The sequence below is a fragment of the Nonomuraea maritima genome (genome assembly GCF_900100395.1).
In the GTDB taxonomy this organism is placed as follows: domain Bacteria; phylum Actinomycetota; class Actinomycetes; order Streptosporangiales; family Streptosporangiaceae; genus Nonomuraea; species Nonomuraea maritima.
The window spans coordinates 16,556-35,758 of sequence record NZ_FNFB01000003.1 but is presented as its reverse complement, the minus strand read 5'-3'; the positions used below and the strand labels follow the sequence as shown (position 1 = coordinate 35,758).

Below are 19,203 nucleotides of genomic sequence, written 5' to 3'. Positions count from 1 at the left end.
TGACCGGCTCTTCCCTGGCGCGGTAACCCGCTCGTAAAGTCCGTGCAAAATGCCGTGCCCGGGAGGAGTGTCTTGACCGAGCTGAGCAGCCGTGAGGCCGAACTCGTTTCCGCTCACGACCAAGAAAGACCGGCGCGGCAGCTCGGCGGACCCCTGCGGCTCGGCGTGTGGATCGCGGGCGGCCTGCTTTCCGCCTATTCGCTGGTGGTGGTGTTCAGACCGGTCGAGGCGCTCGAACATCGCATGACGTTCCTGGCGGTCGCGCTGCCGCTGCTGTTCCTGTGTTATCGCTCCGGAGTGTCGCGCCGCGAGCGGCCGGAGGGCGCGCCCGCCACGGAGTGGCCGAGCGTCGTCGACTGGCTGCTCGCCGCGGCCTCGCTGGTGGTGCTGGTCTACCCGCTGCTGGACATCGACGCGTTCCGCGACCGCGGTTCCGGCGCGGCGCTGACGGACCTCGACATCGTGGCGGGTCTGGTGCTGACGGCGCTCCTGCTGGAGGCGGTACGGCGCACTGTCGGATGGTCATTGACCATCATCTGCATACTTTTCCTGATTTACGCCTATTACGGCGCATATCTGCCTATTTCGTGGACGATCGGGCATCGCGGCTTCGACCTGAGTCAAATCGTCTCGCAGCTCTACACCGGCACCGAGGGATTCTTCGGCGTCCCCATGCAGGTGGCCGCCAGCTACATCATCCTTTTCACCATCTACGGCGCCGTCCTCAACTATTCGGGCGCCAGCCGCTTCTTCATCGATCTGAGCTTCGCCGCCTTCCGCAGGTCGCGCGCCGCCCCCGGCCGTACGGTGACGATGGCCGGCTTCCTGCTCGGCACGGTGTCGGGCTCGGGCGTGGCCACCACGGTCAGCCTCGGCAGCGTCGCCTGGCCGGTGCTGCGCCGGGCCGGCTACCCCAGGGAGCCGGCGGGCGGCATCCTCGCCGCCAGCGGCATCGGCGCCATCCTGTCGCCGCCCACGCTGGGCGCGGCGGCGTTCATCATCGCCGAATACCTGCGGGTCAGCTACCTGGAAGTGCTGCTGTACGCGACGATCCCCACGCTGCTGTACTACCTCGGCATCTTCCTGGCCATCGAGATCGACTCGCGGCGCTTCGGCACGCACGCCGTGGCGGTGGACGCGCCCAAGGCAGGCCGGCTGCTGCTGCGCTTCGGCTACCACTTCAGCTCGCTCCTCCTCATCGTCGTCCTGATGGCGCTCGACCGGTCAGCGTTCCAGGCGGTCACGATCGCCACGGCGGTGGCGTTCGTGCTGTCGTTCCTCGACCCGGCCAACCGCATGGGCCCGAAGCGCGTCGGCGAGGCACTGGCCAAGGGCACGCTGGAGGTGCTGCCTGTGACCGCGGTGTGCGCGGCGGCGGGCATCATCGTCGGCGTCATCACCCAGACCGGCCTCGGGCTCAACCTGGCCGACATCATCGTCGAGCTGGCCGCGGGCAACCTCGTGCTGACCACGGTGCTGGCCGCCGTCGCGGTGATGCTGCTCGGCCTCGCCGTGCCGGTCACCGCGAGCTTCATCATCGCCGCCGTGATCATCGGGCCGGCGCTGTTCGCCCTCGGCGTCTCGCAGGCCGAGGCGTACATGTTCGTCTTCTACTACGCGGTGCTGTCGGAGGTGAGCCCGCCGACGGCGCTGTCGGCCGTCGCGGCGGCGGCGATCACCGGCGGCAACACGTACCGGACGATGATGATGACCTGGCGCTACACGCTGCCGGCGTTCCTCGTGCCGTTCGCCTTCGTGCTGACGCCCAACGGGCAGTCGCTGCTCGGACAGGGCCCCATCGGCACCGTGCTGCTGATGACCGCGGTCTCGGCGGTCGCGGTGGCCGCGCTCGCCGCGGCGACCGGCGGGCTGAGCGGCCTGCCCGAGCGGCTACTCGCGGCGGTGGCCGCGGTGCTGCTGCTGTTCCTGGAGCCCGTCCCCATCGTGGCCGGTCTGGCTGTCCTGGCCGTGGCCGCCGCCGTGCACCTCGTCAGAAGAAGGAGAAGGAACTCACCGTGAAGCGAATTCTCACCATCGTCGCCGCGGCCGTCCTGGCCGCCGCGGGCTGCGGCGGCGGAGCCTCGGGCGGCGGCTCGGGCAACCGGCTGTCGATCGCCACGGGCGGCACGACGGGCGTCTACTACGTCTACGGCGGCGGCCTGGCCAAGCAGCTCTCGTCGAACATCGCCAACACCCAGGCCACGGCGTCGGTCACGTCGGCCTCCGTCGAGAACATCAAGCTGCTCGCCTCCGGCAAGGCCGACATCGCCTTCTCGCAGTCCGACACCGCCGCCGACGCGATCAACGGCAAGGACACCTTCACCTCCAAGCAGCCGATCAAGGCCATCGCCCGCATCTACGACAACTACGCGCACGTCGTGGTCGCCCCCGGCGTGGACGCGGGCACCGTCGCCGAGCTGAAGGGCAAGCGGGTCTCGCTCGGCCCGGCCAACTCCGGCACCCAGGTCGTGGCCCGCCGCATGCTGGAGGCGGCCGGGCTGAACCCCGACACCGACATCACCAAGCAGCAGCTGTCGATCAACGAGTCGGTGCAGGCCGCCAAGGACGGCATCATCGACGCGTTCTTCTGGGTCGGCGGGCTGCCCACGGCCGGCATCACCGACCTGGCCGCGAGCAAGCCGGACATGAAGATGCTCGACACCTCCGACGTGCTGCAGAAGATGCAGGAGACCTACGGCGAGCAGTACGTCTCGCTCGACGTCGACATGGGCGTCTACAAGCTGTCCGGCGCGATCAAGACCGTCGGCATCGCGAACGTGCTGCTGGTGCCCGACTCGATGGACGAGCAGCTCGCCTACGACATCACCAAGACGCTGTTCGCCAAGAAGGCCGAGCTGTCGGCCGTGCACCCCGAGGCGCAGAAGCTCGACCCGGCGCTCGGGCAGCAGGTGGCCCCCGTCCAGCTGCACCCGGGCGCCGCGCGCTACTACCAGGAGCAGGGCTGATCCGGCTGCTGGCGGCACTGGGCGCGGTCGCGGCGCTCTGCTCCGGCGGCGGCTCAGGAGCCCCGACCGTGAACGGGCTGCCGGTGACCAGCGGGACTTTCGCGATCGCGTACGTGCACTCGATCTACAAGGCGCCCTCCGCGGAGGTGTTCACCGTGGAGGGCCGCCGCTTCACCATGCGGACGGTCATCTCGCGTAACTCGAGCGTGCTCGACTACTACGCCCTGGACGGCGAGCGGTCCCGCACCCCCGACGGCCGGTGGCTGCTGCGCCTGGCAGAACCGGCGACGTACGAGGAGCTGTCGCTGCTCACCACCTCGATCGGCCGCAGGACGGTGGTCTCCGGCGGGCGCTGCCTGCCGCTCTACCCGGCGCGCGGCGCGGACGAGGTGCGCCTCGCCCTGCGGGCCACCCTCGACGTACGGGGAGAGCCCTGCCGCCCGCCCTTCGACACCATCACAACCAGTCGTTCCGCTTGAAGATCGAGTACAGCGACACCGACACCACCGCGACCAGCACCGTGGACACCCAGAACCCCCACGGCTCGCCGGAACCGGGGAACGGCAGGTTCTGGCCGTAGAAGCCGGTGATCAGGGTCGGCACCGCGATGATCGCGGCCCAGCTCGTGATGCGCTTCATGACCTCGTCGAGCCGGAACCCCTGCTGCGCCAGCCGCATCTCGCGGGCGCTCGCCAGCATCTCGCGGACCGCCTCGACCCCCTCGCCGACGCGCAGCACGTGGTCGCGCACGTCCGCGTAGTACGGCGCCAGCACGTGGTCGCCGACGATGTCCTGGTCACGGCGGATCAGCGTGCCGAGCACCTCCCGCATCGGGACGGCGACCTTGCGCAGCCGGGAGGTGTCCTTGCGCAGCGCGTACATCGCGCGCTGCATCTTCCTGCCGTCGCACACCTCGTCCCCGAACAGCGACTCCTCCAGCTCCTCGGCCCGCGCGTCGAGGTCCTGCACCAGGTCGAGGTGGGTGTCGACCACGTAGTCGAGCAGGCCGTGCAGCAGGAACGTCACGCCGTGCCCGGCCAGGCGGCGCTGGGTGTCCCAGCGGCGGGTCACCTCGCCGATGTCGAAGCGCTCGCTCGCCCGCACGGTGACCAGGGCGTTGCGGGTGACGAAGACGTCGACCTCGACCGGGACGACGCGGCCCGCGTCGCAGTGGACGCCGTAGACGGTGAGGAACAAGTGGTTGTCGTAGACGTCCACCTTGGGCCGCTGGTGGCCGGACAGGACGTCCTCGACGGCCAGCTCGTGCACGCCGAGCTCCTCGGCGAGCAGCCTGAGCTCGTCCGGCGAGGGCGAGCACAGGTCGAACCACACCGTGTTGCGGCGGTCGGCGACGTGCCCGGCGACCTCCTCGACCGGGAAGCCCTCCTTCGTGAGGACGCCGTCGCGGTACAGGCGGGTCTGCACTAGACCAGCCCGGTGAATCGTCGCGCGTTGCGCACTGCCGCGCCCCCTGGGTCGTTGTTGAAGTAGACGTAGGCGTCGCGCCAGCCCGCCTCACGCACCCGCCGGGCCCACGTCCGCAGCGCGGTCTCGCCGTAGGCGAAACCCGCCCGGCCCTCGTGCAGGCGGACGTAACCCCAGTCCGCCGTACGCCAGAACGGGCTCTGCGGCCTGCCGAGCCGGTCGGCCCAGCACAGCGCGGCGCCGCGGGCGCACAGGACGTCGCGGACCTCCGCCGTCCACCACGACTCGTGACGCGGCTCGACGGCCACCAGGACGTGCTCGGGGAAGCAGGCCAGGCAGCGGTCGAGTCGGTCGGGGGCGGCCCGCAGGGTCGGCGGCAGCTGCAGCAGGACCGGGCCCAGCTTGTCCTTCAGCTCGGAGGCGACCCCCACGAGACGCCGTACGGGCTCCTCCGGCTCCGCCAGCCGTCTGATGTGGGTGAGGAACCTGCTGGCCTTGACCGCCATCACGAACGCGGGCGGCGTGCGGTCGCGCCAGGACGCGAACGTCCCGGCGCTCGGCAGCCGGTAGAAGGCGTTGTTGTTCTCGACCGTGGGGAACTCGTCCGCGTACGTCTCCAGCCAGAGCCGCTGCGGAACGCCCTCCGGGTACAGCACTCCGCGCCAGTCCTTGTACTGCCACCCCGAGGTGCCGACCAGCAACGTCATGCGTTTGCGCCTACCCCGCGCGGCGGCGTGCAGTACTGTCCTCCTCGTACTGAGGAGGACCTGCACCCCATGGGCGCCCATCACTCTCACGGCCCCGCCGTGCCCATGTCGCGGCGCGCGGTGGTCGCCGTCCTGTCCGTCCTCGTGCCGCTCGCGGTCGTCACGCTGGGCGCGCTCGTGTGGCTGTGGCCGGACGGCGGACGGCAGGACGACACGGCGCAGGCCGGCGTCGAGCGCCGCACCGGCACGATCGTCGCCGTCGCGCTGAAACGCTGCGCCGCCGTCCCCGAGGGCTCGCCCCGCCCCGACCCCGCCACCTGCGGCCGGGCGACCGTCACGATCACCGCGGGCCCGGACGCCGGCCAGGACGTCGAGCTGCGCCTGCCGAGCGGGCCTGGCGCCCAGCGCTTCGCCGCGGGCGACGACGTGATCCTGCTGCACGCCGCCGACGGCGAGTACCAGATCTCCGACCACGACAGGGCCGTGCCGCTGTGGGTGTTCGGGGCGGCGTTCGCGCTCGCCGTCGTCGCGTTCGGGCGCTGGCGCGGGCTCACCGCGCTGGTGGGCCTCGCCATCACGTTCGTGCTGCTGCTGACGTTCGTCATCCCCGGGATCCTGGAGGGGCGGCCGCCCATGCTGGTGGCCGTCGTGGGGGCGGCGGCGATCATGCTGTCGGTGCTCTACCTGACCCACGGCTTCTCGCCGACCACCTCGGTGGCGGTGCTCGGCACGCTGGCCAGCCTGGCGCTGACGGGGCTGCTGTCGTACGGCGCGCTGGGGTTCGCCCGGCTGAACGGGGTCACCGACGACAGCGCGCTCGCGCTCGACATGAGCCTGCCGATCGACACCCAGGGGCTGCTGCTGGCGAGCATCATCATCGGCGCGCTCGGCGTGCTCGACGACGTCACGGTCACGCAGTCGGTGACGGTGGCCGAGCTGGCGCGCGCCAACCCTTCGTACGGGTTCGCCCGCCTCTACCGGGCGGGCGCGCGGGTCGGCCGGGCCCACATCGCCTCGGTGATCAACACGATCATCCTGGCGTACGCGGGGGCGTCGCTGCCGCTGCTGCTGCTGTTCAGCATCGGGCAGCAGCCGCTGGGCCAGGTGCTGACGACGCCGGTGATCGCCCAGGAGATCGTGCGCAGCGTCGTCGGCACCCTCGGGCTGATCGCCGCGGTGCCGGTCACCACGGCCCTGGCCGCCCTCATCGCCACCCGCCGCGCCGCGCCCGCGGGAGACGACACCCCGCCTGGGACGCCACAGCCGGACCGCCGGTGGACCCGGCCCACGGCCGCGACACCGCACGACGACGACCTCTTCGCCCCGCTCCCCGACGACGACTTCTTCTCGCCCAGGGAGCGGCGGGTCGACCCACCAGGAAACGCGCTGCCCGTGGCCGAACCGGATCGCCCAGCCCGGCACCGCCGCCGCGTGGACGGTTGATCCGCCTGTTTCGGCTCGCCGGGAGACCTTGTTCCGGACAGGCGGTGACCGGCGGCGGAAGGGTCGATGAACAAGGTCATCTGGAGTTGCCGAGCGCTGAGCGATCACTGCAGGGTTGGGAAACGACCGCCGTTCCCCTCCACGACGGAAGTGCTCTCCCGTGCGTCTCCTGGCGTTTCTCGCCGCCCTTGCCACCGCGTCCCTCGCCGCATTTCTCGCCGCCTTTCTCGCCGTGTTCCTCCTCGCCGCTCCGGCGCAGGCTCACGTGCGCGCGACCTCGGTCGCGGTCGACCTGCGCAGCCAGGGCGACGGCGTCGCCGCCGTCGTCGACGTCGAGTACGACGTCCTCGCCCGGCTGCTGAGCCTCGACGGCGCCCTGAGCCCGGACGCGGACCCCAACACCGCCGAGGTGCCGGCCGAGGTGCGGCGCCGCTCGCTGGACGCGCACGCGGGCGACGCGGCGGCCTACGTCGGCGAGCGGCTGCGGCTGAGCCGCGGCCTGATCGGGTGCACCGCCGAGGACGGCGCCCGCGTCGAACTCGCCGACTCCGGCGCGGTGCAGGTCGCGCTCGCCTACGAATGCCCGGCGTCCGGCGCGCTCACCGTCCGCAGCGACATCTTCCAGGCCTCCGACGGCGTCGTGGACGAGACCACGACGATGGTGGCCTACGCCATCGACGGACGCCGCGGTTCGACGCTGCTCGACACCGCCCGCACCAGCGTCACGGTGGGGCACACCGACCTGCTCAGCGAGATCCCGCGGTTCGTCAGGCTCGGGGCGGAGCACCTGCTCACCGGGCTCGACCACGTGCTGTTCCTGCTGGCGCTGCTGCTGGGCGCGAAGCGGCTGCGCGACGTCGTCCAGGTCGCCTCGGCCTTCACCATCGCGCACTCGGTGACCCTGGTGCTGGCCGCGATCGGCTGGGTCAGCGTGCCCGGGTGGATCGTCGAGCCGCTCATCGCGCTGTCTATCGCGTTCGTCGCGCTCGACAACCTGCTCTCGCCGACGGCTCGCCACCGGCTGCCCGTGGTGTTCGGCTTCGGGCTGCTGCACGGGCTCGGCTTCGCGGGCACGCTCACCGTCGACGGGCCGCTGTCGGCCTCGACGCTCGCCGACCTGGTCTTCTTCAACGTCGGCATCGAACTCGCCCAGCTGGCGATCATCGCGCTGTTCTTCCCTGCGCTGCTGTTCGTGCGCAGGGTGGCGACCACGCCGGTCGCCGCTCGCGCCCTCACGCTCGGCACCGTCGCGGCGACCGTAGCGGTCGCCGGTGCCGGTCTGGTCTGGTTCGTCGAACGCTCGCCGTTCCTGGCCTGACACCCACCCACCCACGCAAAAGGATTGTGATGTCCTCGTTAACCTGGACACGCGCGCGCCTGCGCGTCGTCCTGTACACCACCACGCTGGGGCTCGCCGCCGGCGTCGTGGGGGGCCCGCTCGCGTCGTACGCGGCGGCCGCCATAGACCCGCCGGAGGCCACCGTCAGCGGCGTCGTGTACGTCGACGCCAACGGCGACGGGCAGCGCAACCCCGGCGAGGCCGGCCTGGCCGGTGTGCGCGTCTCCGACGGCAAGGTCGCCACCACGACCGCCGCCGACGGCTCCTACTCGCTGACGATCTCCACCGACCGTCGCAGGACGGACATCGTGTGGGCCAGTCAGCCGCGCGGCTACCGGTTCGGCCTGGACCAGTACAAGGAGCCGAAGTTCTGGGCCAACCTCGGCGAGCTCGCCGACGACGCCACCGCGACCGCGGACTTCGGGCTCGTCCGTGACGAGCTCTCCGACGGCAACGCCTTCTCCTGGGCCAACATCGCCGACCCGCACGTCAACGCGCAGCTGCCCGACCAGATCCGCGAGATCAACTCCACGGGCACCGACCTGCGCTTCATCGCGGTCAGCGGCGACCTCACCAACGACGCCAGCCAGGGCCAGTTCGACACCTACCGTCGCGGCGCCCAGCAGTCGGCCGTCGGCGTGTGGCCCGCCGTCGGCAACCACGAGTACGGGAGCGGCTCGGCGTACGCGGAGCGGATCGAGAACTACCGCAGGAACGTCGGCCCCGAGTGGTACTCGTTCAACTACGGCAACCGGCACTTCGTGGTGCTGGAGAACAACGGCTCGGCCCCGTTCGAGGAGGAGCTCGCCTGGCTCCAGGACGACCTCGCCGCGAGCGTTCCGCTCGGCAAGGACCAGAAGGACAAGATCGAGCTGGTCGTCCTCACGCACCAGCCGATGAACGTCCCGTTCGGCTCGCCGTCGGAGTACGACGCCTTCGGTGACGTGCTCGAGAAGTACGACGCGCAGCTGATCCTGGTCGGCCACGAGCACTCCAACCACGTCGAGAAGAACTCGAAGTTCGCCTCGACCGCCAAGCACATCCAGACGGTGTCGAGCTCGTACACGATCGACAACGCGCCCCGCGGCTTCCGCTACATCCACATGGCGGGCCCCGGCTTCGACAACCCGTTCCGGATGTACGGCGAGAACGAGCACCTGACCATCGTCAGCCCCGCGCCCGGCTCGACGGTGCCGGCCGTGAAGTTCCCCGGCATCCAGGTCAACGCCTACGACACCGGCGACGAGGTCGTCTCGGCGAGCTACCGGCTCGACGGCGACCAGAAGTGGTCGCCGCTGCGGCACACCGGTGAGTTCACCTGGCAGGCCGACCTTCCCGCCAACCGGCAGAAGGCCGGTGACCACCGCGTCGACGTGCAGGTGGTCGACGCGGCGGGCAAGACCTGGACCAAGTCGGCGGACTTCACCCTCACCCACGGCCCGGGCCTCAAGCCGGTCGCCGGGGACGACTGGGACCAGCACCACGGCGACGCGGCGCACTCCGGCATCGCTCCGGCGCAGGAGGCAGGCCGCCGGCTGGCCTGGAGCTTCCGTACCGAGGGCACCTTCCTCACCGGGTCGCCGGTCATCCACGACGGCGTCGTCTACGCGGGCACCCGCGACGAGAACGGCGACGGCAACAGCCGCCTCCACGCCGTCCGGCTGAAGGACGGCAAGGAGCTGTGGAACTACGAGGTGCCGCAGTCGATCCACGGCAGCCTCGCCTACGGTGACGGCCTGGTCCTCGCACCGACCCTCGGCTCGGAGCTCTACGCCGTCGACGCCAAGAAGGGCGAGCTGCGCTGGAAGGCCGTGCCCGAGGAGGCACCGGCGCCGAACAACCAGCGCACCTACGGCTACTACTCGCCCGCCGTCTCCGGCCACACGGTGCTCTGGCCGTACCAGACCCGCTTCGGCATCGGCAGCCAGGGCGTACTCAAGGCGCTCGACACCAGGACCGGCAAGCAGATCTGGGCCTCGCCGATGTCCGGCAACCAGATGAGCGACGGCACCCCTGCCGTCATGGACGGCACCGTGTACGTCGGCAACCAGACCGCCGACCGCGTGCTCGCCTACGACCTGGCCACCGGCGCCCGCAAGTGGACCGGCACCGAGTCACTCGGCAGCTGGCAGGACGGCGTCCCGACCGCGGCCGATGGCAAGGTCTTCATCGGCGCCAACAACGGCATCGCCGCGCGTGACGCCAAGACCGGCGAGACGCTGTGGACGTACACGAGCCCGCGCTCCTCGCTCGTCTCGAGCGGCTCGACCCCGAGCGCCGCGGCCGTCAAGGACGGCGTCGTCTACATGGGCTTCCCGAGCGGCGCCGTCGTCGCCCTCGACGCCAGGACCGGCAACGTCTTCTGGGAGCGGGCGCTGCCCGGCGACATCTACCACGGCGGCGTCATGTCCAGCCCGGTCGTGGCCGGTGACACGCTCTTCGTCGGCGCGAACAACGGCAGGTTCTACGCCCTGGCCACCGACACCGGCCAGATCCTGTGGAGCCACGAGATCGGCACCTGGGTGGGCGCCGGCCCGGCCGTCAGCGGCAACACCGTCGTGACGGGCACCTGGGACGGCAACCTCTACGCCTACGTGCCCGGCGGCGAGTCCGCCCAGCGCTGGGCGACCGTGACCGGCACGGTCAGCGACCCGGAGACGGGCGCCGCGATCGCCGGCGCGAAGGTCACCGCCGTCGCCGACGGCCAGGACACCGCCGTCACCACCACCGACGCCAAGGGCCACTACCGGATCGGCCTGCCGGCGGCGACCTGGACCGTCACCGCGGCCAAGCGCGGCCTGATCGCCGACGAGCGCTCGACCGTCGCCGTCACGGTCCGCGCCACCGGCAGCGCGAAGGCCGACCTGAAGCTGATCAAGGTGAACCACCCGGTCGCCGGGAAGTCGACGTACGCGCCGGACTACGGCAACGGCAGCACGCGCACGGACGTCGTCAACGGCAAGGAGTACTTCTACCTGGCCAACGACAAGGTCCGGGCGTCGGTGACGCCGTACGCCGCCGGTGACAACGGCGTCGGCGGCAACAACGGCGCCGGCGGTCTGGGCCAGGGCGCGCTGTCGGACCTCATGCTGGGCGACGCCAACGGCGCCGAGACTCTCGACTGGGGCGAGATGTTGCTGCGTCCGAGCCTGACGCCGCCCGACTCGTGGGAGCGGCCGAACGACCAGCTCGACCTGCCCGGCCTCGCGGTCGACGGCGCCGCCGTGGTCGGCGACGGTCAGTACCGGGCCGACCCGTCGATCAAGGCGCGGGTGCGCTACGAGACCCTGCCCGACGCCCCGATCGTGAAGATGACGGTCAAGCTGACCAACACCGGCACGACGGCCTACCAGGGCTACTTCAACTACATGATCGACCCCGACAGCTCGGTCGACAACGCCAGGATCCCCGGGTTCGCCGGCGTCAACCCGGGTCTGAAGACCTCGGGCTGGACCGGGAACTACGTCTACGTCGGCGCCGACACGGCCACCACGAACGGCCAGGCCGCCCACGCTCTCGCGTGGGCGCAGGACACGCCGGCCGCGGTCGGCGGGTTCGGCTACGTCGACGGTCTCTACTACGACGCCTCGATGGCGCCCGGCGCCACCAAGGAGTTCAGCTTCTACCACCTGACCGACTACGCGACGTCCGGCGGCGACCCCACCGGCAACATCGCGCGGTGGGTCGACGAGATCGACCTGCACGACACGACCGTCCCGGACGCCGCCCGCGCGGCCGGCACGATCACCGCGGGCGGCTCGCCCGTCCCCGGCGCCCGGGTCGTCCTGGAGCAGGCCGGCACGGCGGTCGCGAGCACGGGCAGCGACGCCCAGGGCACGTACCTCGTCAAGGCCCCGGCCGGCGAGTACGACGTCCGGGTGTCCAAGGTCGGCTACCAGACGGCGACCGGCAAGGTCACCGTCCCGGCGGCCGGCAGCGGCGGCGCCGACGTCGAGCTCAGCCCGGTCACGGTCGAGGCGAGCTACGGCAAGCAGATCGGCTCGGGTCTGGTCGAGGCGGGCCCCGGTGACGTCATGCTCGAGAACGACAAGCTCTCGATGGCGATCGCCGACGCGTACAACGACTCGCAGCTGTCCGGCGGCACCCGCGGCAAGCCGGTCGACCTCGCCGTCCGCGGCATGGCCGACCAGTTCGACTGGATCAACCTGCCCTACGTGTCGGCTGCCCAGCCGACCGGCACCAGCGCGTGGGACATCCGGTCGGTGGCGGCCACCGACGTCAAGATCGTCCAGGCGACCGGTGACCAGGCCGTCGTTCAGGTGTCCGGGCCGGTCAAGGGCTTCACGGGCCTGACGGCGACGACGACGTACACGCTGAAGCCGGGCGACGACTTCGCCACGGTCTCGACGGAACTGAGCAACTCCGGCTCGGCCCCGCTCAACGTGTGGACCGGCGACGCGATGGACCACGACGCGGCCGGCCAGGCCAGCGTCATCCCGGGCGCCGGCATCGTGCCGGCGGGCGCGACGGCGGAGTACAAGCCGACCAAGCCGTACTTCGGCATGACCGGCACCGATCCGCAGGTCTTCGGCCTCGTGTACGGCACGCCGTCCGACGCCTTCGACGTGTACGCCGCGGGCAACTGGGTGATGAGCCGGTTCAACGTCGACGTGCCGGCGGGCGGCTCCTACACGCTCACCCGCAAGCTCGTCGTCACGCCGGGCAGCGACGCGGTGAGCGTCCTCGACGGGGTCACCGCGCCGTAACGCACCTCCACCGCACCCCCACAGAACCGGCCCGGACGCCATCCGGGCCGGTTCCGTTTTTCCAGGTCCGGGTGGCGCGCGGTCAGCAGGGGTCGACGCCGCCGTCGACGCGGAGCTTGCGGCGGGCGCGTTCGTAGAAGGTGGTGCCGAGCCGGACCACCTTGGCCGCGCCCGGCCAGGCCTTCACGGTGATGCGGTCGCCAGGTGACAGGTGGCCGACCACGTTGCCGTCGACCTCGACCGCCAGGCGCCCGTTCGTCGGCCCCACCTGGAGGGCGACCTCCTCGTCGGCGGGCAGCACCAGCGCCCGGTTGAACGCCGAGTGAGCGGCCGCGGCCACCACGAGCACCGCCTCGACGCGGGGCGAGACCAGCGGCCCGCCGGCCGAGAAGCTGTAGGCGGTGGACCCGGTGGAGGTGGCCACGATCACGGCGTCGGCGGCGTACCGGACGAAGGGGCTTCCTGCCGGGGTGACCGTCACCCCGGCGAGCCCCTCCCCCGGGATGCGGACGAGCGCGATGTCGTTGAACGCGGTCACCTCCGCGCCCCCGACGGTGGCGCGGATCGCCATGCGCGGCTCGATCGTGTACGCGTGGGCGTCGATGGCCGACAGCGTCTGCTCCAGCTCGTCGACGTCGATCTCGGCGAGGAACCCGAGCCGTCCGAGGTTGACCCCCAGGATGGGCGTCGGCCGCCCGGCGATCAGGCGCATGGTGCGCAGCATCGTGCCGTCGCCGCCGATGCCGACGAGCAGGTCGGCGCGCTCCACGAGCGTCGCGGCGTCGACCGCCACCGCCGTGCAGTCGATGCGCCCGACCTCGTCGTGCAGGCCCAGCACGGTGACCCGTTTCTCGACGGCCCACCGCAGGATGGTGTCGATCGCCTTCTTGGAGTCGCGGCGAGGGTGTAGCACCAGCCCGACCGTCCCGACCATGCCCATGCGCCCAAGCCTACGTGGCCCCCGCGGTGGCGATGGCCCCGGTATGTCCCGTGCGCGCGACGGGCGCGGGCTTCGATAGCGTCGGCGTCATGCGGCTTCATGTGGGATGCGCGATGTGGACGCACGCGCGCTGGCAGGGGCGTTTCCTGCCCGCCCGGCTCTCCCAGGGCGAGCGCCTGCGCGCCTACGCCTCCTGGTGCGACGCGGTCGAGGGCAACACGACGTTCTACGCGACCCCGGCGCGCGAGACCGTCGAGTCGTGGGCCCGGCAGACCGCCCCCGGCTTCCGTTTCGTGGTCAAGATCCCCAAACCCGTCACCCACGAGCACCGCCTGACCGGCGGTGACGACGTGCTGGGCACGTTCCTCGACGCGATGGAGCCGCTGGGGCCGCGCCTGCACGCCCTGTGGGTGCAGCTGCCCGGGTCGTTCGGCCCGTCCGACGTCGGCGCGCTGGCCGCGTTCCTGAACAGGCTGCCGCGCGGCCACCGCTACGCCGTGGAGGTGCGCCATCCTGCGTTCTTCGCCGACGAGCGCGCCGCGCACCTGCTCGAACGCGTGCTCGCCGGCGCGGGCGCGGAGTGGGTGCCGTTCGACACGACCGTGCTGTTCCGCAGCCCGCCGACGAGCGACGCCGAGCGTGACGCGTGGGTGAAGAAGCCCCGGGTGCCGCGGCGTACGCGGGCCCTGACCGGCCACCCGATCGTCCGCTACCTCGGGCGCGACGCCGAGGAGCTGACGGCCGAGGGCTGGCGGCCGTGGGTGGACACGGTCACGGAGTGGCTGCGCGAGGGCCGCTCCCCGACCGTGTTCGTGCACACGCCGGACAACGCCGACGCCCCCGCGCTCGCCCGCCGCTTCCACGACGAGGTGCGTGCCGGCCTGCCCGGGCTCGCCCCGCTCCCTGAGCCGGTCGCCGCGGCGGAGGAGCCGCCGCTGACCCTCTTCTGAGCAGGGCTCAGCGGACGAGGCAGGGCCGCTTCGGGTCGAACGTCCAGCCGGGGACGAGGTAGCTCATGGCCACGGCGTCGTCGCGGGCGCCGAGCCCGTGGGCGAGGTAGAGCTCGTGGGCCGCGGCGAGGGCGTCGCGGTCGAGCTCGACGCCCAGCCCAGGCGTGTCGGGCACGTCGATGCCGCCGCCGGTGATCCGGAACGGCCGCGTGGTGAGCGCCTGGCCTTCCTGCCAGATCCAGTGGGTGTCGAGCGCCGTGATCTCGCCCGGGGCGGCCGCGCCGACGTGCGTGAACATCGCCAGCGAGATGTCGAAGTGGTTGTTGGAGTGCGAGCCCCAGGTCAGCCCGAAGTCGTGGCAGAGCTGGGCGACGCGTACCGAGCCGGCCATCGTCCAGAAGTGCGGGTCGGCGAGCGGGATGTCCACGGCGTCCGACCGTACGGCGTGGGCCAGCTCGCGCCAGTCGGTGGCGATCATGTTGGTGGCGGTCGGCAGGCCGGTGGCCCGGCGGAACTCGGCCATCGTCTCGCGCCCGGAGAAGCGGCCCTCGGCCCCGCACGGGTCCTCGGCGTAGGCGAGCACGCCGCCGAGCCCGCGGCACAGCCTGATCGCCTCGCCCAGCGGCCAGCCGCCGTTCGGGTCGAGCGTGATCCTGGCCTCGGGGAAGCGGCTCGCGAGCGCCCGGACGGTCTCGACCTCGTCCTCACCGGCCAGCACGCCGCCCTTGAGCTTGAAGTCCGTGAAGCCGTACCGCTGCTGGGCGGCCACGGCCAGCGCCACCACGGCGTCGGGGGTGAGCGCCTCGGCGCGGCGCAGCCGCGACCAGCGGTCGTCAGGGAACACGTCGTCGACCACGTAAGGAAGGTCGGTCCTGCAGGGGTCGCCGACGTAGAACAGGTAGCCGAGCACGGGCACGCGGTCGCGCTGCCGGCCCTCGCCGAGCAGTTCGGCCACCGGCACGCCGAGGTGCTGGCCGTGCAGGTCGAGCAGGGTCGACTCGAGGCCGGCGACGGCGTGCACGGTGGTGCGCAGGTCGTACGTCTGCTGCCCGCGCCCGCCGGCGTCGCGGGAGGCGTACCGTTCGGCGACGGCGCGCAGCAGGCTGCGGCGGCGGGCCACGGGCCGGCCGATCAGCAGCTCGGCCGCCTCCTCGACGGTGCGCCGGATCGCCTCACCGCCGGGCGCCTCGCCGAGTCCGGTGCGGCCGTCGGAGTCGGTGGTGATGACGACGTTGCGGGTGAAGAACGGCGCGTGCGCGCCGCTGAGGTTGAGCAGCATGCTGTCGTGCCCGGCGACGGGGACGACCTCGACGCGCTCGATGGTGGGCGGCACCGGGGGCTCCTAGCTGATCTTGTGGATGAGGGCGGTGAGGTCGGCGAGCTCGCCCTCGGTGAGGTTCTGCAGCGGCGGCCGCACCGGTCCGGCCGGACGCCCGACGGCGGCCAGGCCCGCTTTGATGATCGAGACGGCGTAGCCCTTCATCCGGTCGCGGATGTCGAGGTAGGGAAGCACGAACTCCCTGATGCGGCGGTAGACCGCCGCGCGGTCCTGGGCCCGGACGTCGGCGTAGAAGTCGAGCGCGTACTGCGGCACGAAGTTGAAGATGGCCGAGGAGTACGTGCTCATGCCGAGCTGGAGGAGCGGCAGGGCGAACGTCTCGGCGGTGGGCAGGCCGCCGATGTAGGCCAGGCGGTCGCCGACGGTGGCGTAGATGCGGGTGAGGCTCTCGATGTTGCCGACGCCGTCCTTGAAGCCGATGAGCGTCGGGTTCCGCTCGGCCAGGATCTGCACCGAGCGGTCGGTGAGGATCGCGTTCGACCGGCTGTAGACGACGACGCCGAGGCCGGTGGCGCGGCACACCGCCGAGACATGCTCGACCAGCCCCGCCTGGCCCGCCTCGGTCAGGTAGGGCGGCATGAGCAGCAGGCCGTCCGCGCCGGCCTCCTCGGCCGCGCGGGCCTGCGCCACCGCGTTCGCGGTGCCGCCGGTGGCGGGGGCCATCACGGGCACCCGGCCGCCCACCTCGCTGACCGCCGCGCGGACGACCCGGTCGATCTCGGACGGCGTCAGCGAGAAGCCCTCACCCGTGCCTCCGGCCGCGAACAGGCCCGCCACCGGGTAGCCGCTCAGCCACGCCAGGTGCTCGCGGTAGCGGGGTTCGTCGAACTCGAGGTCGTCGGTGAAGTGCGTGACGGGGAAGGACAGCAGTCCGCTCCTGAGCTGCGCGGCGAGTTCCTGTGGGGTGTAGGCGGGCATGGCGGGCGCTCCTTGTCGTGACATGCGGGCTCGGGACTCCCCCACAGTGCCGGTAAGGTCTGACGATCGCCAGGCTAGGAAGCCGCGGCGATTCCTGTCCAAGTGCGATTCTGTATCCGGCGATGCCGCCTGAGCATCGTCAGGCCTCCCGGTCGGGCAGCAGTTCCAGCACGCGCGCGAGGGCCGGGTTGGTGGAGTTGCGATCCCAGATGACGTGCAGCTCGACGGGCTCCCCCGCGGCTCCCTCGTGGAGGGGGTCGCCGCCGCCGCGTACGAGGTCGCAGAACGCGATGCCCTCGATGCCGAGGGAGCGGGCGCTGGCGGGCACCAGCGCGACGCCTCGCCCGGCCGCCACGAGCAGCACGGCGGTGAGGATCTGGTGCACCTGCTGCTCGATCCTGGGGTGGGCGTTGGCGAGGAACCGGACGGTCAGCTCGTGGAAGTAGCGCGCCTGGCCGGGGTGGTAGCCGATCACGGGCAGGCCTGCGAAGTCGCCGGGCGTGAGGGGGCGGCCGAGCCGGGCCAGGGGGTGGCCCTCGGGCACCGCCGCGCACAGCGCCTCGCGGAAGACGACGCGGGAGTCGAGCGTGGCGACGTCGAACGGCGGGCGGGCGAGCCCCAGGTCGAGCTCCCCGCGCAGCAGGCCCTCGACCTGGCCGTCGGTCACCCGCTCGTGCAGGAGCACGTCGATGTCCGGCAGTTCCTCCGACAGCCGGCGCAGCAGCGCGCCGAGCATGCTGATGGCCGAGACGGCGGTGAACCCGAGCCGTACGGTGCCGGCCGCGCCGCCGGCGATCCGGCGGGCCCGGTCGCCGGCGGTGTCGACGAGCGACAGCATGCGGCGCGCGTCCTCCAGGAAGCCCCGGCCGGCGTCGGTGAGGACGACCCGGCGGTTGTCACGTTCCAGCAGGGTCACGCCCACCGCCCGCTCCAGCTTCTGGATGTGCCGGCTGAGCGGGGGCTGCGTCATGCGCAGCCGGGCGGCGGCGCGGCCGAAGTGGAGTTCCTCGGCCACCGCGACGAAAGCTCTGATCTGGTCAAGCGTCACCACGATGCGCAAACCGTATCACTTGACACCGAAATTGGGCTGGACAGGCATCGAGCGACGTCCCTGATGTCCGAGCGGACAGACGCCCCGCGGGCGAAGGAGAACCGCCGATGCCGACCTCCCGGCCACCCCACGACCTGCCAGGACGCGTCAGCCGGGTCGTCGTCACGCCCGTGGCCTTCCGCGACCCGCCGCTGCTCAACGTCGTGGGCGTGCACCAGCCGTACGTGCTGCGGGCCGTGGTCCAGGTGCACGCCGACGAGGGCCTGGTGGGCCTCGGGGAGACGTACGCCGACCAGGCGCATCTCGACCGGCTCGAAGCGGTCGCGGCGGCGCTGCCCGGCGCGGACGTGTTCGATCTGAACGGCCTGCGCCGCGTTGTGGTGGAGGCGCTGGGCGCGTCCACGGGCGGCGCGGGCGCGAGCTTCGGCGGCATGCTGGAGGTCTCCAGCGCCGTCGACACCGTGGCCGCGCCCTTCGAGGTCGCCCTGCTCGACCTGCAGGGCAAGGCGCTCGGCCGGCCGGTGAGCGACTTGCTGGGCGGGGCGGTGCGCGAGCGGGTGCCGTACTCGGCGTACCTGTTCTACAAGTGGGCCGGCCACCCCGGGCACGGCGAGGACGACTGGGGTGAGGGCCGCACGCCCGAGCAGCTGGTCGCCCAGGCGCGGCGCATGGTCACCGAGTACGGCTTCACCGCCGTCAAGCTCAAGGGCGGTGTGCACGAGCCCCGCCACGAGATCGAGACCGTCGAGGCGCTGGCGGCGGAGTTCCCCGGCCACGCGCTGCGCATCGACCCGAACGGCGCCTGGACGGTCGGCACCTCGATCGAGGTGGCCGGGCGGCTCGCGGACGTCCTCGAGTACCTGGAGGACCCGACGCCGGGCATCGAGGGCATGGCCCTGGTCGCCGAGCGCACCGAGCTGCCGCTGGCCACGAACATGTGCGTCATCGCGTTCGAGCATCTCAGGCCGGCGGTGGCCGCCGACGCCGTGCAGGTGGTCCTGTCCGACCACCACCTGTGGGGCGGGCTGCGGCGCTCGGCGCTGCTGGGCGGCATCTGCGAGACGTTCGGGCTCGGGCTGTCGATGCACTCCAACTCCCACCTGGGCATCAGCCTCGCGGCGATGACCCACCTGGCGGCGGCCACCCCCAACCTCACCTACGCCTGCGACACCCACGACCCGTGGAAGACCGAGGACGTGGTCAGGCCGGGCGTGCTGGAGTTCCGCGACGGGAGCGTGGCCGTGCCGACCGGGCCGGGGCTCGGGATCGAGCTGGACGAGGACGCCCTGGCCGCCCTGCACGAGCAGTACGTCACCTGCGGTCAGCGCGGACGCGAGGACACCGCGTACATGCGGTCGATCGTCCCCGGCTTCACGCCGAACACCGCCCGCTGGTGAC

The 19,203-nt window shown here is 71.9% G+C and carries 14 protein-coding genes; 8 read left to right on the top strand and 6 right to left on the bottom strand.

Annotation, left to right across the window (positions count from 1 at the left end):
* The first annotated feature begins 72 nt into the window (after positions 1–72).
* The 3 genes from BLR04_RS41245 (at position 73) to BLR04_RS07030 (ending at position 3,445) form a co-directional block, all read left to right on the top strand.
* Positions 73–2,019 carry a TRAP transporter permease gene (locus BLR04_RS41245; RefSeq protein WP_218128750.1) on the top strand — a complete coding sequence of 649 codons (1,947 nt, stop codon included), beginning with the start codon at positions 73–75 and terminating at the stop codon, positions 2,017–2,019.
* A complete protein-coding gene (locus BLR04_RS41240; RefSeq protein WP_218128749.1) occupies positions 2,016–2,966 on the top strand; it encodes a TAXI family TRAP transporter solute-binding subunit in 951 nt (316 codons plus the stop codon). Before BLR04_RS41245 ends, BLR04_RS41240 begins: the two co-directional genes overlap by 4 nt.
* A gap of 68 nt (positions 2,967–3,034) precedes the next feature.
* Positions 3,035–3,445, top strand: coding sequence for a DUF1850 domain-containing protein (locus BLR04_RS07030; RefSeq protein WP_090760903.1), 411 nt, complete (start codon positions 3,035–3,037; stop codon positions 3,443–3,445).
* Here BLR04_RS07030 and BLR04_RS07025 read toward each other — a convergent pair.
* Positions 3,423–4,391 carry a magnesium transporter CorA family protein gene (locus tag BLR04_RS07025; RefSeq protein ID WP_245740077.1) on the bottom strand — a complete coding sequence of 323 codons (969 nt, stop codon included), beginning with the start codon at positions 4,389–4,391 and terminating at the stop codon, positions 3,423–3,425. The genes BLR04_RS07030 and BLR04_RS07025 overlap by 23 nt on opposite strands.
* Positions 4,391–5,098, bottom strand: a complete 708-nt coding sequence (locus BLR04_RS07020; protein ID WP_090760901.1) for a DUF72 domain-containing protein — start codon at positions 5,096–5,098, stop codon at positions 4,391–4,393. The genes BLR04_RS07025 and BLR04_RS07020 overlap by 1 nt, the downstream gene beginning before the upstream one ends.
* A 69-nt stretch (positions 5,099–5,167) precedes the next feature.
* Here BLR04_RS07020 and BLR04_RS07015 point away from each other — a divergent pair, with 69 nt between their 5' ends.
* The 3 genes from BLR04_RS07015 (at position 5,168) to BLR04_RS07005 (ending at position 12,607) form a co-directional block, all read left to right on the top strand.
* Positions 5,168–6,541, top strand: coding sequence for a YibE/F family protein (locus tag BLR04_RS07015; RefSeq protein WP_090760899.1), 1,374 nt, complete (start codon positions 5,168–5,170; stop codon positions 6,539–6,541).
* A 160-nt stretch (positions 6,542–6,701) separates the two neighbouring features.
* Positions 6,702–7,859, top strand: a complete 1,158-nt coding sequence (locus BLR04_RS07010; protein ID WP_090760897.1) for a HupE/UreJ family protein — start codon at positions 6,702–6,704, stop codon at positions 7,857–7,859.
* 29 nt (positions 7,860–7,888) lie between these two features.
* Positions 7,889–12,607: an outer membrane protein assembly factor BamB family protein gene (locus BLR04_RS07005; protein WP_090760895.1), complete on the top strand. Its 4,719-nt coding sequence runs from the start codon at positions 7,889–7,891 to the stop codon at positions 12,605–12,607.
* Between the two features lie 82 nt (positions 12,608–12,689).
* On the opposite strand, the gene BLR04_RS07000 is transcribed toward BLR04_RS07005, so the two are convergent.
* Positions 12,690–13,547, bottom strand: a complete 858-nt coding sequence (locus BLR04_RS07000; protein ID WP_090760893.1) for an NAD(+)/NADH kinase — start codon at positions 13,545–13,547, stop codon at positions 12,690–12,692.
* Between the two features lie 89 nt (positions 13,548–13,636).
* Between BLR04_RS07000 and BLR04_RS06995 the strand changes: the two genes are divergently transcribed.
* Positions 13,637–14,497 carry a DUF72 domain-containing protein gene (locus BLR04_RS06995; protein WP_090760889.1) on the top strand — a complete coding sequence of 287 codons (861 nt, stop codon included), beginning with the start codon at positions 13,637–13,639 and terminating at the stop codon, positions 14,495–14,497.
* A 7-nt stretch (positions 14,498–14,504) separates the two neighbouring features.
* Here BLR04_RS06995 and BLR04_RS06990 read toward each other — a convergent pair whose 3' ends face one another.
* The 3 genes from BLR04_RS06990 to BLR04_RS06980 all read right to left on the bottom strand — a co-directional run bounded on the left by BLR04_RS06990 (position 14,505) and on the right by BLR04_RS06980 (position 17,805).
* Positions 14,505–15,830 (bottom strand): enolase C-terminal domain-like protein, encoded by a 1,326-nt coding sequence (locus BLR04_RS06990; RefSeq protein ID WP_245740076.1) that lies wholly within the window; start codon positions 15,828–15,830, stop codon positions 14,505–14,507.
* Positions 15,831–15,839: 9 nt separating this feature from the next.
* Positions 15,840–16,754, bottom strand: coding sequence for a 5-dehydro-4-deoxyglucarate dehydratase (gene kdgD / locus BLR04_RS06985; RefSeq protein WP_090760887.1), 915 nt, complete (start codon positions 16,752–16,754; stop codon positions 15,840–15,842).
* A gap of 139 nt (positions 16,755–16,893) precedes the next feature.
* On the bottom strand, positions 16,894–17,805 hold the full coding sequence (locus BLR04_RS06980) for a LysR family transcriptional regulator (protein WP_090761511.1): 912 nt from the start codon (positions 17,803–17,805) through the stop codon (positions 16,894–16,896).
* Positions 17,806–17,912: 107 nt separating this feature from the next.
* Here BLR04_RS06980 and BLR04_RS06975 point away from each other — a divergent pair, with 107 nt between their 5' ends.
* Positions 17,913–19,202 (top strand): enolase C-terminal domain-like protein, encoded by a 1,290-nt coding sequence (locus BLR04_RS06975; protein WP_090760885.1) that lies wholly within the window; start codon positions 17,913–17,915, stop codon positions 19,200–19,202.
* Position 19,203 lies beyond the last annotated feature (1 nt).

Coding starts and splice junctions, on each gene's coding strand:
- BLR04_RS07020 (WP_090760901.1), bottom strand. CDS start 5,098: ATGACGTTGCTGGTCGGCACCTCGGGGTGGCAGTACAAGGACTGGCGC.
- BLR04_RS07015 (WP_090760899.1), top strand. CDS start 5,168: ATGGGCGCCCATCACTCTCACGGCCCCGCCGTGCCCATGTCGCGGCGC.
- BLR04_RS07005 (WP_090760895.1), top strand. CDS start 7,889: ATGTCCTCGTTAACCTGGACACGCGCGCGCCTGCGCGTCGTCCTGTAC.
- BLR04_RS07000 (WP_090760893.1), bottom strand. CDS start 13,547: ATGGGCATGGTCGGGACGGTCGGGCTGGTGCTACACCCTCGCCGCGAC.
- BLR04_RS06995 (WP_090760889.1), top strand. CDS start 13,637: ATGCGGCTTCATGTGGGATGCGCGATGTGGACGCACGCGCGCTGGCAG.
- kdgD (WP_090760887.1), bottom strand. CDS start 16,754: ATGCCCGCCTACACCCCACAGGAACTCGCCGCGCAGCTCAGGAGCGGA.
- BLR04_RS06975 (WP_090760885.1), top strand. CDS start 17,913: ATGCCGACCTCCCGGCCACCCCACGACCTGCCAGGACGCGTCAGCCGG.